Source organism: Cycloclasticus pugetii PS-1, from assembly GCF_000384415.1.
Classification (GTDB): Bacteria; Pseudomonadota; Gammaproteobacteria; order Methylococcales; family Cycloclasticaceae; genus Cycloclasticus; species Cycloclasticus pugetii.
The window spans coordinates 982,651-997,997 of the sequence record NZ_ARVU01000001.1 but is presented as its reverse complement, the minus strand read 5'-3'; the positions used below and the strand labels follow the sequence as shown (position 1 = coordinate 997,997).

Here is a 15,347-nt window from a genome sequence, read left to right as displayed (position 1 = left end):
GGGGCATTTTGATTATCTCGCTAAGTTTTTCATTGATGATTTTTCTGTCACAGTGACCGATGGGTTTAAATTAAGCCCCATATCGTAATTACCAAATACGGTCCCGCTTCCTGTTTGCAAGTTAAGTGCCACCATCCATGTTGGTATGGGGTGATTACCATCTGTTACACCAAAATCTTGCTGAAAAGCTTTATAAAGTTTGCCGGCGTTGTCATAAATAGCCACATCACCCAATCGATAAACCTCAGCATCAAATACCATAATTTTCTTACCATAAACCGTGTCATACCTTGGAATCGCTTCTACTACATAGGCTTCACGCAATTCCATTTGACGTTGAGGTTGTGGGAAAAACTTATTATGCAGTGTAATAGGCTCTGGATAAGGAACCGTAGGCGTTATGCTCCTTGTGTTTACCAACATTAAACCTTTTTTAATAATTTTGAATTTCCACAGGCCCATTGGATCTGAAAAGCCACTTAAATCTGCCTGTGTTAATTCTGAGCCTGCAAGCGAATCAGTTCTGTTCGCTGTAGCCACTTGGCGAACCCGTCTAAACGATGGTAAGTAAACATAAGATTCTGGTAACTTACTTTGGTCTCGGTATTGAATATCTAAGGAAATAATACCTTTCACATCATAGGGTTCAATAAACTTGATAATCCTTCTTGTGGTTTCATCTTCATAACCAGGAATGCTTGGTTTTGGTTCAGCGGCCACTCGACCTGTCATCATGATTTGCGTCATCCCCATGGTCGCTTCTTTATAAACATCACCATCGCTATTGATATAGGTTAATCGACTAATCGGAAAATCAGGACCATTCACATGACCAAAGTCATCACCCTCTAAAGCGAGGTTACCGACCTGATAATTAACCATCACCTCGATACCTTTTTCAGCAACCGGGAAGGGCAATCCACCGATCCATGGCGAGCCATCTTCAAGGCCCAATGTCCCGTATTCGTCCAGTATTCTGGCTTTACCTTTGTTTGCCTCAGTGATTTGCAAAAACTCCGGGTTACTTAATGAGCCTTTTTCAGAAGTCGGTGTGACTTTGAGTACCTGACCTTGTTTAACAAGTGCAATCGCTGATTCAATTAAGTATTCGCTGTATTGGTCTACATTGCTGGCATCAATCACATCGCCGACTTGCGGAACCTTGGCAAATGCCATTGTTGATGCACTGCTGATAATGAGTGCGCTCAAAGCATGTTTCATTATTTCATTTATATTCATTTTCATGACCTCTTAAATTTTTATGAATGATTGATTAGAACTGGTATGACACGGCTATATTCATTTCGTCAGCGTGGTCATACACGGCGATACTGCGTTCTTCTTCTCCGCCAAAGGCGTTGTAGTAAGCCCATACACGCCAGTTATTACCCGGCTGCCATCTGACTTGGGGCTGTAACCAATAACCGCCGTCTATGTCATACAAGCCAAAGAATTCAACGAAAAACTGATCATTGTCGAAGGGCTGACTTAAGTTCAGTGTGAGTTGTGTTTCATCTTTTCGAGCCGCTAATCCGTTAAGATCTGTATCAAGGGATATTTTTTCACGTTCGATATAGATCACCTGAGCGGAGATGTTCATCGTTCTAGTTTTTGAGAAAATAAAGGAAGGTCGATCAATACCTAACATTACTTTCATTTCATCTCGATGAGCGACCCCGAGTGCATCTTGCGGGTTCAGCGGGACAGGCCCAGCAAACTGTAGGTTTGAGGCAGATTTTGCAAACGGCTTATCAAAGGTGTAGGACATTTCGCCTCTAAACACCGCGGCAAGGCTATCGGCATACCAGTTAAATGAAGCCCCTGCTATATCTAAGCGCTCATGGGTGTTTTGTAGCACGGGCAGTACGGCTACTGGCGCACCTGGTGCTGTTGGCGGTGTTGGTGTGAAAACAGGGAGTGTGTTGGTCGCTGAAATCACCCCATCTTGATCAATTAAGCTTAAGTAATTTAAGGTGTAATTAAACCCACCTAGTGAGCCTAATAAGCGTATTCCCCATTGGTCTTCGCCGCGCCAATCATTGGTGTCGTCATCCACGATGAAGGTGGTGCCGGGTGCTAAGGTGGGTCCAAATGGGCTGCCTACGACTAAAAACCCATCAGCCGGATCGCCAACACCATCACGTGGTAAGGGGTTTACGTTCCAAGGTGAACCGATATCCGCCTGTACTGTGGGAACAAAGTCACCGGGGTTATAGAAGAAGTCGACGCTCATATCATTGATGGGTAGTTGGTAGGTAAACCGTGCCATCCACAATGGAATACGACGGTGATCAAAGAGCTCACCGCCGCCTTCAAATGGGTGCCAGGCATTGTCCAGTGGGTTAACAATATCTAACAGTCTTACCCCATCAGATTCTCCCCAGACGATGTTTTGACGACCTAACCGTGTCCATAATTTGCCTTTTTTAATGTCGACAAAGAGTTCCCAGATATCGGCTGATGCGGTGTCGTTGCTTGCATTCATCATCGTGCCGCGATCTTTAAGGTTATTGGAGGCAGAGAAGGCATCGTAGCTATCGACGCCGCCGCTTAAATCTTCGGTGAGGTCATACGCCAGTTTGACCCGTGAAAATAAGCGAACGCTATCAAACAAGCCGTTTCTTAAGCTTGATGGACGGTAGTCAAAGTCTGCAATCCCCCAGACGCGGTTTAAGTTAAAGTCGGGATTATCTTGTTGGCCTAATGCTGTGTTGGCCGCATTTTTATCACTGGTGGTGGAGATAGCGGTTTGTGCTCGAACGAATCCGGATACACGTAAATCCCCGTTTAGATAATCAATTGCCTGTGCCGATGGACTGACAACCAACGTTGTCAGGCCGATTGCTATCAGCTTTTTTATAGTCTGAGTTGTGCGCATTTTATGCTCCTATTTCCCATTTAAAGTATTTAAAACTATTTAAATCCTTATCCCCATATCTGCATATCCATTAACTGTCATTCACTAATTTCTAGCTTTTTATGGATAAAAGATATCTGTACAAAATCACTCGTTAATTTAATAAATATTTCTTTCGCCTTTTTGTTACCAAAACCTACTTCAATGCTTAAACACCTCTGTTGAACATCTATATATGGTATAAATCCAAGGTTGTTTGGACCTGATCATTCACAAGAACTGTCTGCCGTTGTTCGATCTTCCATAGACCATTGTCTAACGTCAGCATATATCGACTACGCCCAGCTATTTGGGTAAGCTCTCGGAACCTATACGAAGCAACTTGCCAATGGCTTTTTAATACGGCCTTTTCACCACTGAATTCAACAAGCTGTACATTTCCGATGAGGTGATTAGTCCTTGGTAGTGGCACTGAAGCAGGTGATGTACCACTGGTAAAACGCCATTTACGGTCTTCTAGCATGGATTTGTTATCCATATAGATCAGCGATACATCATTCTCAGGATTACATGACAACTCATGTTCACTATCCCAAGCTTGCACCCAATAAACGCAATTATCTGCATACAAGGACAACCAATCTTCCCAACGCTGTTCATCTAAAGCAGCCGCTTCTTCATATAAAACCCCGGACAATAAGTTCCACGTATCAAAATCTACAACTTGTGTTTTCATGATTTGTCTTCCTTCGTCATCAGCTCTATCCAACGGTCATATTGCGTCATTGTGCAACCCTCATAGCCGATGATCCCACTATGAGACAGCTCAATACCTAAGTTACTAGCAACTTCATCGGTACCTTCGTGGCGTGAATGTAGGCCAAAAGAAATATAGCTAGTGGCTAAATTACGCCCTTCAGAACCTGACTGACATTCTTCAAACTCAGCATTATCATCTGGCGTACCCATTCCGCTACCGGCAAAAAACTCTTCAAATTGACGCAGACGGTTTTTTCTATCTTCAACTGGCTCACCGACTGGTGCTATGCAGAAAAAAGTTATTTCTGTACGGTTTACATCTAAGGGTCTAAAGGTGCGAATAAGCGTCGCCATTTGGTCCAGCAAATGTAAATTAGGGTAGATAGATAGATTACGAAACACACCGGTCATCCAATGAGCTCTGTCTTCTCCGTACGCTTTACTTAGTTCAGCCAAATGCTTATAAGCCGGTCTGTCTTCAGGGTTTGGAAAATTAAACCAAATGCCAGTATGGCCATTACCAAAAGCCCACTGCCCACCAACTTGCTCATACATTTTTGAAACCTGCATGGTCTGAACTGCAGTGCTTCTTTGCAATTTTCGATCGGCTACTTTTAATAGCGAGCTGTGTGCATAATCTGGGTGTAATCCATCACCACCGCCATTTTCAAGCATCAGTTTCCAATTACCCTTATAAACACAACTCGAACTGCCCTTTAACACTTCTAGCCCGTTCGGCGCCTGGTCAACCAACATATCGATATAAGCCTTACCCCCCAATAAATGCTGATCTAAGGTAGGAACATCTGCAGATAGGCTTGCAAAGATAAAGCCACGATAACTTTCTACTTTCTCAACATGTTTTAGGCCGACGTCATTCTTATGATCAAGCAGCTCGGGATAGCCCTCTTCTTCTCGCTGAATCCATTTTGCTTCACCATCACTAGCAAATGCCCAACCATGATAGGTGCATATAAAGCTTTTCGTATTACCCCGTTCTGTTCTACATAAACGTGCGCCCCGATGTGGGCAAGCATTGATGAAACCATTAATTTGCCCATTCATATCGCGGTTAATAATGACAGGCTGTCTACCCATGGTGACTGTAACAAAGTCCCCTTTATTCGGTAGTTGGCTTTCATGCGCGACATATATCCAAGACCCTTCAAAAATACTCTCCAACTCCCGCTCGTAAAGAGCGGGGTCGTTATATACACGTCGGTTAACCTTGTAGATACCGTCGTCGGGGCGCCTATCAAACAGTTCGTCTAAAGCATCATTATTGAGTGTGCTCATTTGATCACCCAGTTATAAATCTTCTAGTGTTTGGACACCGCGATTTGCTTCACTGGCTAACTGTCTCCACGCGACTATATTTCCATCTGGCTCAAATAACTGTTCTTTAATCCAACCCCAGTCATCCTTGTAAAACTCTTCCATCGCTTCACGGGCCCAAATATCATCATCATTAAAGCCACGTAGCCCCCAGTCTTCCCACTTTTCATTAAAATCTTTTTCAAACTCTTGCTCTTCAGCTTCATTAGCCACTTCTTTACCAAGCGTTTGAATATACCAATGTGAGTTTTCATCTCTTGGCACATACCATTCAAATTGAATCAATGAAGGGTCTGGAAAGGGGTCTACTTTAAGGGCGCCTGGCATCCATATTGAGATTTGGTTGGCTATGCGTTTATCACCACCAATAACCGGACGAAGAACTGTTTCACCATCTACTTTACCCTCAACGACGGGAACCGCATGCTGGCCGATATTATCGTAAACACCCTTAGGTCCGTCTTCGTTATTAACTACTTCCCATAAGGTGCCTTTTGCTTCTTCTTCACGATCTGTCGCAAACCCTAATGGAATAACGGTCTCATTGTTTGGTATTAACTTACTGTCTTTATGAATAAAAACATGTGTTGAATCAAAACCATTTTCAGCAGCGATTCTCCAGTTTGACCCAACTTCTCGTTTAATGCCTCTAATCGCACGCCCTTCATCTAAAAACCCAGGTGGTACGTCATTAATCAGAGGGGTAGGTTCAATATCGCCGAGAAAAATAAATACAAGCCCTTTTGCTTCTTGCGCGGTATACGTTTTAAGACGATGCTTACCAATCATATCGCTTTTAGGGTCCGTCATAATGTCGCATAACGAGCCATCGTCCCATCGATACGTCCAAGCATGATACCAACAGGTAATGGTCTCTTTTGTATAACACTCAGGCTTTTTAGAAAAGGCAACACCTCGGTGTAAACACCTATCTTTGATGGCATAAACTTTTCCATCAATTCGGTTGAGTAATAGGTTTTCACCACATAACATCGCCTTAACAGGCTTGCCCTCTTCTATTTCTTTACCGAACATGACGGGGTACCAATGGTTTCTAAACCCCAGCTTGGCCTTAATAAAGTTCGGCCATAACTTGTTCTTTTTCACGACCTCTTCGTTGACTAAAATTCTTTCACTTTGATCCATAACATTTTCCTTTTAAATTAAATTTAAATTACAAGTGATGCTTAGGTTTAAATTGGGATAACCATCAGAGTCGTAATTCGATGAGTGTCATAAATAGCAGAACGCTTTTTAAACTTAAGAACCCCTTCATCACGAACTATTTCATCGACATAACGACCCACGTTGTAAACGCTACTTTCACCGTCGTTACATGTTTTAAAGACCGCATAATTAGACTGCACATGAAAGGTCTCTCCGTCTTCTGTACTGATCATTGGGTTGCTAATAATGTGACGGTACCACTGCACTTGATATACATTTGCATGACGCAAAGCTGTAACACGGTCAGCTAACATTCCACGGCTATCGCACCAGATCACCGCTGTTGGCAAGCCTATTTCATGGTTTTCCCTAGGAATGATTTGGTACAAACAATCTTCCGTGAAAAAGTCTGGCCAATGTTCAAGGTCATCATCATCAATACACTGGACATAGCTATTAAGCAGTTGTTCTACTTCGCTTTTTAATTCTATGGTTAAGGGTATATTAGGCATCTAATTTTCCTTCGAATTAGTGAGATTCAATAAATTGGCTAACCGCTGATGCAAAATCTTCTGGATGCTCAATCATCGCCCAATGACCACAATGAGGGACTATATAACCCCATGAATCATTAATTAATTCTAAAAATTTGTGCGCGTGAGTTAAGGGAACAACCAGATCATTTTTGCCATTTACAACTAATGTTTTCTGGGTGATTTTCGCAATGTATTCATCCTCGTAAAAAAGCCCTCCCTGAGATTTAATCCACTCCATCACATTGCCATAAGCTTCTTTATTACTCGGGTCTATAGAGTTGGCAAAACGGTAATCGATCATCTCATCAGTAATAACAAAATCATCATTGGTTAACGCTTGAACCATTTTCACCATACCTTCTTTAGTGAAGTCATATTTCAAGATCGGCATCAATGCTTCTGAGATTTCTGTATTGAGACCAGCACTTCCCATCAACACCAATTTATCAACAAGCTCTGGGTACTCAATCGCAACACCCATAGCCGTTGCGCCACCCATAGAGTTTCCAACCAATGTTGCTTTTTCAAACCCCATGGCTTTAATAAAGCCAGCTAAATGGTCATAGCGGGTTTTTTGTGAGCAGTCCGCTCCAATGACAGCAGGGCCTTCAGATTTACCAAAGCCAATCATATCGATGGCAATCGCTCTAAACTTCTTACCGAAAAGAGGCAGGCTTGCAAACCAGTTACCGTAGCTATTGGCACCTGCTCCACCACCATGAATTAAAATGACCGGCTCACCTTGCCCTTCTTCTATATAACAAGTTTTAACACCGTTAACATCAATATATTTTGTTTCAAAATCTGCTTCGTTCATCTCTTTATCCTTATATTTAATTATTAATAAACCTTTACTGAGTCACACCCATAATTTGCTGATAACCTTTCCAATAGGCACGTAATATCGACTCGGTTAACAACGTACCTTCATCTCCGTCTTCACCCATTGCCATCAATGAATGATGACTTGGATCACCCTTAATGGCGTTTTGAACCAATTCAGTGGCTTCACCATCTTCCATAGAGATATAACCCGCTGGGCCTACTAAGTTCATCTGCCTAACTCTTTCAGCTCTTAATTCAGGGGTATCATCTTCATAGCCAAAAAAATGGAACACCAACTCAAATTCGTCGACACCTTTAGGAATAATTTGACGTACCGCCAAGGTGTTATGAATTTGCTGTAACACCATTGAAGGGAAAATAGATTGGATATGATTGGTAAAAACTGGGTCTAATTCTGGTGTAACTTCTAAAACAGAGGTATCAGCTAACTTAACACCTGTATCATAGGTTCTTAAATCACCTTTTTCGTACTCAGATTTATCTTCATTTTCAATAACATAGGCGCTAAGAAGGCTATGCATATTTAACGGCCCACCTATTTCAGCACCACCACCCATCGTAGATCGGTAAACACCAAACGTGGCATGAAAAAGATGCAGTAAACTGGCGTGATAAGGGTCTTTAGTGTTCTCTGTATATAGCTTCCAATTAGCATTAACATATTGCCGAGTCACGCCGAGGTATTCGATCGGCTTACATAACACCCTCAACATCATTTTGAGCATTTGAGGGCCTAGGTATTCCTCTAATGTTGGCCCTTGATCAGCAAAACTTGCAAAAATAAGCCCACCCAATCTTTCAACTTTTAACTTTTGTAAAGGTCGGTCACTCGGCTTAAAGTCCTTAGGAAAACCACCTTTTCCACCATGGCCTTTACGAAAAGGAACCCCAACACACTCGCCTGACGCATCAAAGGCCCACTGGTGGTAAACGCAAGTAAAAACGCCATCTTCAGACTTCCCATGTCGTTCTCTACAAACTTCTGCACCTCTATGAGAACAGCGGTTAACCCATACATAGAAGTTATCTTTATCATCACGGGTTGCGACAACAGGCACATCACCTACAAATGTCGACTTATAACTAAATGCTTCTGCTAATTCAGATTCCAGCGCAACGAAACTCCAGGTTTCACCACGAAAAATATTTTCTTGTTCAAGCTTATAAATACTTTCGTCTGTATAAACTTCAAATGGAATTTTTGTTGAGTCACTCCAATCCAAGCTATTAATTACTTTATTTTTTTCATTCACTTTATTCACCCTCATCATTATTTTCCAAAGAACTTAATACAAATTTGTTACCAAACTCACACACTTATGAACAGACGTTCATTTTTTGAAAAAATTTTTAGTTGTCATTTGATCTAGGTTCAACATGACCCCAATCACTTAATTGGGAATACGTCTTAACTTCCCAGTTATCTTCTTCAATGATTATTCCGCCCCAACCAATTTCTAAACCAAAACCATCGGGTGTTTGAACATAGAAAGAAAACATTTGATCATTTGGGTGATGACCAAGCTCCATAAAAAAAGGTGTATCAGCCTTTTTAAAGCGATCAAAAGCGAGACCAACGTCATTCATATTTTCATACTCGATCATAAAATGATGTAGCTTTTTAGGTATTGGGATACTTGCACAGGCGACAGAATGGTGTCTGCCAGTTTTTGTATGTAAAAAAGTAGCTTCTAATACTGGCCCACCAGGAAAAACCTCACCGGTGATATAATCGCTTAATCGAATACACAATACATTCCTATAAAAGTTAAGACTCATCTCAACATTTTCAGCATTAGCAACATAGTGACCAGCACCAAAACGATCAGCTAAAAATTGCCCAACCAAAACATCCGATTTAAAACTGTCATTCATCGGGATAATCGATGCGCCATAATATAGTTCATGATCAACCCCATCCGGGTCTGTGCATATATAGGCTTTCTTAATCCCCCTACTTTCACAAAACTTCTGGTCTGCTTTTACAATCTCAACACCCTTTCCTTTTATATGTAGAACAACTTCATTCAGCGATTGATCATTATCATATTCCCAACCGACTGCTGATAAATCATTTGCTGACCCTTTTTCAATAATGATTCGTTGTTCTTGCTTATCCATACGAAAAGCAAGTTGATCGTCACTACTTTTGTCACTAAGCTGCAGACCAACTAGGTCCTTTAAAAAAGTGTTCCATTCCGCCAATTTATCGGATTTAAAAACAAAATATCCCAAACTGGATGGAGTTAATTGATCTAAATTCATACGTCCTCTGCTGATATAAATTAAATGTTTAACGTTAAAATTTTGAAACTTTTTTCGTTAACCATTCATTAATTAGTCTTAATACTTAACATCTACCTTTTCATTTCTAGTTCAAATGAACACTTGTTCACTAAATCCTACCACCTGTTTTTTTGCGTCGCAACAATTATTTGAACTTTTGTTCATCCCCATATTCTATGGATTAAATGTTTTTTTAAAACAATATGAACAATTGTTCACATAAATATTATCAGCGTGTTTTTATAACTTCAACATCAAAATGAACATTTGTTCATAGATATTTAAAAGTACTTTACAGAAGGAATGTGCACAGGGAAATAATTGAAACCGATCTAACTCATCATTAATCAACAACTTAGGAAATAAATAACCATCCCCTTTTAAGAGTCACATTACATTTAAATGGATCTGATTATTAATGAGATTTTACTGATCAATTTCTTAAAACAATAAAGGTTATTACCACTCGTGGTAGTCAATACACTGAATGCGTTAGTAGGAATTATCAACGCAATAAGTCTGGAATTAGCTTGGGAATTTAAATAATTTAGATATTTAAACGAGTTTGCTTACAGTTGTTAAGAACAATTCGCATAAACATATTGAAGATTAACTAGGCGCTTACGTACTTTTAAGCCCCGCTATTGCCATATTAAATATTTGCTCTGCAATAAAATCTGGACTATTGATGGAATCATCATAACCAGGAAAGTATTTTCTAAATTCCATCGTTTCATAATAATTTAGTGCCATACCAAAAATCAAAACCGTCGTGACATCTGCATGACATGTAGGGTTAGCCTCTATCACTAGCTCTTTTAAATTATTATATTCTTCGGATAATACCTTCTCTGCAAGCTTCTTAATACGCTTAGGATCAGCATCCAGTTGTTCACGTTTAAAAAGCTTCGCCACTTCAACGTTATCATTCATAAAGTGGCAAAAGTTATTTATAAATCGGTACAGTTTGCTTTCTAAAGTTTCATCAGGATCAGAGGTTACTCGCCATGCTTTAGCGTGCTCAAGGTAAGCACTGTCTAAAACCATGTCATATAACTCTGCCTTTGATTTATAGTGAATATATAAGGAACCGAGACTGGTCGATGATTTAGCAGCTATCTCTCTCATAGTAACTGCCTTAAAGCCATATTTTGAAAATAGCGTTAACGCAACATCAAATATTTTATTTTTCTTATCCAATCCTTTCGATAATTTCATTTCAAAAATTATTAAACTAAAAGAAATAGTATACAAGTAATATAAAAAAAAAGAACTTCAACCTTGATATAGAGCAGTTTATAAGTGCAAGAACCTATAACTTTCCTTAATACAGCAATACTTTTAAGGCCGCTGCGCTCAGAATAATCGTTATTAGTTTCTGCGCTCAGCCAGTACCCTTTACTGACCTTTAACCTTAAAAAACGCCACGTACATCGTTGGAAATACCAGCAATGTTAACAAGGTCGCAACTAACAGTCCCGACATCATAGTGATCGCCATTGGACCCCAAAAATAATCTGTAATCAACGGTATCATCGCGAAAATAGCTGCCAAGGCTGTCAAAATAATCGGCCGAGCACGTCGTACAGTTGACTCCAATACCGCATTCCAAGGTGATGAACCCGCTGCTAAATCTTGATCAATTTGATCCATTAAAATAATCGAATTTCGAATAATAATACCCACCAAGGCCAGTAAGCCAAGCCGTGCTACTAGACCAAATGACAAGTCCAATACTAATAAAATAAAGACAACTCCAATTAGTCCCAATGGTACCGTCATTAAAACTAAGAACATTTTTTTTATACTATTTAGCTCAAACATTAATAAGGTAAGTATCGCAATCAACATAAAAGGCATTGTTTTCGCTAATTGTGTATCAACTTCTCTGGAGATATCCACTTCTCCAAACACTTCAACCCGATAACCACTAGGTAATGAATCACGTAATTCATCTATCTGTGGTTTTAACGCTTTAACCACATCAAAATTCAACACGCCCTCTTCCAATAATGACTGCACAATCACCGAACGATATCCGTTATAGCGCCAGATAACACCTTCTTCAAATTTCAAACTGATATCTGCCAGCTCAGACAACGCAACGGTTGTGCCGTTGCCTAAGGGCACTTGTAAATAATTAATTCGATCTAGGTTATAACGATTCTCCGATTCATTACGAAGCACAACATCAATATGGTCATTACCCTCGCGATATTGAGTCACCGGTAAGCCATTAAGCATAACACCGAGTGTTTTGCTCAACTGAGCCGGATCAGTCCCACTAGCTGCCACACGGGGCAAGTCAAGCTTAATATCTACCACCACCCGTTTTTCTCGGCGATTATCATGCACATCTCTTGTTTGTGGATTATTTCTGAGTATGTCTTTTAATTGCTCAGAAATATCAGACAATTTTTCAGCATCATTTCCAGTGATTAAATATTGAACGGGGTAGTTGAACGGTAAACCATATACAAGGTTATACACACGGGTTCGCACATTGGGTTGATGTGTTGCAAAATAGTCGCTTAACAAGGTTTTTATTTGTGCACGTGCCTCTAGGTTCTTTGCAATCACAATAATTTTGCTGTAGTTCGCATTAGGTTGCTCTATGTACATATCATTCTGTACACGCAAAGAATCCCCGCCGATATAAGTAAGGTAATTTTCAATATTATCTTGTGCGTCTAGCAACCGTTCAACATCGGCGATCTGACGCTCCATTTGATGGTAGCTAGTCCCCTCTGGGAACCAGACATCGACCAGTGCCTCAGGGCGATCATTGCCTGGAAAAAACTCCATTTTTACATGCTGCATTCCAAATATGGTCAAAACGAATGAGAGTGCCGTGACCCCTAGTACCGTTTTGTTATGACACATACACCAAGCGATTAAGCGGCGAAACCGATTATAAAAATCACTCTGATACATAGCCGAATTGTCGACATTAGCCGTTTGTATATGCTGCTTACCCTGGTGTTCAACCTTTAGCAATTTAAAAGACAAATAAGGGGTTAACAAAACAGCCACTATCCAAGAGGCAATTAACGCCACACCAATCACTACAAAAAGATTACCCAATATCTCATTCGGTGCTGCATCGACAATATAAACTGGTAAAAAACCTACGGCCGCAATTAAGGTACCACTTAACATCGGTTTCGATGTCGCAGTATATGCATAGGTAGCAGCTTTTAACCTATCCCAACCTTGCTCGAGTTTTACATGAACTAATTCCACCACGATCATCGCATCATCTACTAACAAGCCAAGTGCAATGACTAAGGCACCCAAAGAGGTACGGGTAAGGGGGATTCCTAATATAGACATCATGACAAATACCAAACCCAAAACCACAGGAATGGCTAGCGCTACGATAAAGCCGGTACGAAACCCAAGTGAGAAATAGCAAACCACCAATACAATAAAAACAGCTATTAATAATTTAAGCAAAAACCGATTAATTTGTGCTTGCACAGATTTAGGCTGATCGCTCACCAAAACGACCTCCACACCAGCGGGTAACTGTTCTGTAAACTCTGCCATGGTGGCCTTAACCTCATCTGACAAGGTTAGTAATTGATAGCCTTTACGCATCGTAATACCTAGCCCAATAGACGGGTTACCATTAACACGCATCCTGAATACAGGGGGATCGTCGTAACCTCGGCTAATAGTGGCGATATTTTCAAGATATATAACGCTATTATCCTGTAGCTTAATAGGCAGTTTTTTTATATCGTCAATGGATTGAAAACGATCATTAAGGCTAAGCCTATAATAGGACTGCTTGCCTTCTATTCGGCCACTGGTTTGCACCTTATTATGTTGTTGCAACAACATACCAATTTGCAAAGGATCTAAACCCAGCGCCGACATACGCTTATCATCCATCTCTACAAATATTTTTTCATTTTGTACGCTGTATAAAATAGCTTTTTCCACTGACTCAATACGCACCAAAGCATTTCGCGCTTTCTCAGCATAATCTTTCAAATCCGCAAATGAGTAGTCGTCACTATTGAAGCTGTACACCATTGAAAAAATATCGCCAAACTCATCATTAATAAAAGGACCTTGAACACCTTCAGGCAACCGGTGTTGAATATCATTGATTTTTTTTCGTATGTCATACGCACGATCCTTCATCTCTATCGCGGCATTTGGCATAAAATCTTCAATATTAACGATTAACCACGCCTCACCCGGTTTACTAAACGAGCTGACTTCGCGAAGCCAAGGCACTTCTAGTAATTTTGTTTCAATGGGGTCTGTCACGAATTGCGACATTTCTTCTGCCGACGCTCCGGGCCATTTCACATTAACCACAATAGTTTTAATTGCAAAAACGGGTAAATCACGCTGCCCTAGCTTGAAAAAGGCAAACGTTCCGGCCACCAAAATAACAACCATAAAATAGATCAGCACCTGTGAGTGCTTTATTCCCCATCGTGCGAGGTTTATGCGCTCTTTATCACTCATTGGTTAAAACTCTAACCGTATTACCTTCTTCAATTTTATTAGCGCCAGCAATCACCACCCATTGGCCATCTTTTAAGCCATCAACAATACTCACATGGTCTGCTAGTGATTGACCCAGAGTAACCTGCTTAGCACGAACCTGTTTTGTCGTTGAATCAACGGTCATGACCATCATTTGACCATCATTCTTAACAATAGCAGACGTTGGCAACAAGCCTACACGATCCTCTTTTATTGAAAATAACGCATGCCCTGTCATACCCAGTTTTACCCCGTTGGGTTGCTCATTAAGACTCAGTTTTACTCTATACGAGGGGGCGTTAATGGTTGAAATAGGGCTAATTTCACGAACTGATGCAGCATATTCTTTATCGTCATAGGCCCAAAGTGTAACGCTGACTGACTGACCAATTGATAATTGATTAATCTCTTTTTCTGCTACCGCTGTAACAAATTCCCAACCATCTTTCCAGGCAAACATAGCAATGGCTGCGCCAGCTTTAACCACATCACCGACTTCTTTACTAAGTGAAATAACAACACCGTCTGCTGGGGCTAATAATTGCGTATACCCATGCTGATTCACACGTTGAGCATATTCCGCTTTCATCACGTTTAATTCAGCATAAGCGGCTCGTTCAATATTAATCGCTTTATCAAGCTCGGATTGCCCAATAAACTTCTTTTGACGTAATTCTTTAGCCCGAGCCAAATCACGCTGAGCTCTTTGTAAATCTGCTTCAGCAGCCTTTTTCTTATTGGAATAGCTTTCATTGCTCAACGCATAGTCTTTTGCATCAAGCACTGCAATAAGGTCACCTTTTTGCACTACATCACCAACTTCAACTAGGCGCTCAATCAAACGACCTTCTACCTGGAATGATAACTCAGTTTGATATCGAGCTTGAACACGACCTGGGTAATCCATAATACGAGTCGCCGGTTGATATGAAAAAGTAGTTACATCAACGAGCTTATTTAATGGTTGACTATTCGATACATCACCACAAGCACTAAGAGTGATGGCTAAAATAGCAATCAGAGCAACGGATAAAATATGCATAAATTTTTATTAT

At 40.6% G+C, this 15,347-nt stretch carries 12 protein-coding genes; all 12 read right to left on the bottom strand.

Annotated elements, in window-relative coordinates:
* Window positions 1–12 precede the first annotated feature (12 nt).
* Window positions 13–1,239, bottom strand: a complete 1,227-nt coding sequence (locus CYCPU_RS0104840; RefSeq protein ID WP_016389439.1) for a DUF1329 domain-containing protein — start codon at window positions 1,237–1,239, stop codon at window positions 13–15.
* Between the two features lie 34 nt (window positions 1,240–1,273).
* A complete protein-coding gene (locus CYCPU_RS0104835) occupies window positions 1,274–2,878 on the bottom strand; it encodes a DUF1302 family protein (protein WP_016389441.1) in 1,605 nt (534 codons plus the stop codon).
* Window positions 2,879–3,086: 208 nt separating this feature from the next.
* Entirely contained in the window at window positions 3,087–3,593 is a 507-nt protein-coding gene (locus CYCPU_RS0104830; protein WP_016389443.1) for an aromatic-ring-hydroxylating dioxygenase subunit beta, read from the bottom strand.
* Window positions 3,590–4,912 carry an aromatic ring-hydroxylating oxygenase subunit alpha gene (locus CYCPU_RS0104825; RefSeq protein WP_016389445.1) on the bottom strand — a complete coding sequence of 441 codons (1,323 nt, stop codon included), beginning with the start codon at window positions 4,910–4,912 and terminating at the stop codon, window positions 3,590–3,592. Before CYCPU_RS0104825 ends, CYCPU_RS0104830 begins: the two co-directional genes overlap by 4 nt.
* A gap of 12 nt (window positions 4,913–4,924) precedes the next feature.
* The gene (locus tag CYCPU_RS0104820) at window positions 4,925–6,097 is read right to left on the bottom strand and encodes a Rieske 2Fe-2S domain-containing protein (protein WP_015005777.1); all 1,173 of its coding nucleotides are present in this window, start codon (window positions 6,095–6,097) and stop codon (window positions 4,925–4,927) included.
* A 47-nt stretch (window positions 6,098–6,144) separates the two neighbouring features.
* Window positions 6,145–6,630, bottom strand: a complete 486-nt coding sequence (locus tag CYCPU_RS0104815) for an aromatic-ring-hydroxylating dioxygenase subunit beta (protein WP_015005776.1) — start codon at window positions 6,628–6,630, stop codon at window positions 6,145–6,147.
* A gap of 16 nt (window positions 6,631–6,646) precedes the next feature.
* The gene (locus CYCPU_RS0104810; RefSeq protein WP_015005775.1) at window positions 6,647–7,471 is read right to left on the bottom strand and encodes an alpha/beta fold hydrolase; all 825 of its coding nucleotides are present in this window, start codon (window positions 7,469–7,471) and stop codon (window positions 6,647–6,649) included.
* A 34-nt stretch (window positions 7,472–7,505) separates the two neighbouring features.
* Entirely contained in the window at window positions 7,506–8,753 is a 1,248-nt protein-coding gene (locus tag CYCPU_RS0104805; RefSeq protein WP_232228588.1) for an aromatic ring-hydroxylating oxygenase subunit alpha, read from the bottom strand.
* Between the two features lie 97 nt (window positions 8,754–8,850).
* Window positions 8,851–9,765, bottom strand: a complete 915-nt coding sequence (locus tag CYCPU_RS0104800; RefSeq protein WP_015005773.1) for a VOC family protein — start codon at window positions 9,763–9,765, stop codon at window positions 8,851–8,853.
* 642 nt (window positions 9,766–10,407) lie between these two features.
* Window positions 10,408–11,004 (bottom strand): TetR/AcrR family transcriptional regulator, encoded by a 597-nt coding sequence (locus CYCPU_RS0104795; RefSeq protein WP_015005772.1) that lies wholly within the window; start codon window positions 11,002–11,004, stop codon window positions 10,408–10,410.
* 180 nt (window positions 11,005–11,184) lie between these two features.
* The gene (locus tag CYCPU_RS0104790; protein WP_020162077.1) at window positions 11,185–14,271 is read right to left on the bottom strand and encodes an efflux RND transporter permease subunit; all 3,087 of its coding nucleotides are present in this window, start codon (window positions 14,269–14,271) and stop codon (window positions 11,185–11,187) included.
* Entirely contained in the window at window positions 14,264–15,334 is a 1,071-nt protein-coding gene (locus CYCPU_RS0104785; protein WP_015005770.1) for an efflux RND transporter periplasmic adaptor subunit, read from the bottom strand. The genes CYCPU_RS0104790 and CYCPU_RS0104785 overlap by 8 nt, the downstream gene beginning before the upstream one ends.
* Window positions 15,335–15,347 lie beyond the last annotated feature (13 nt).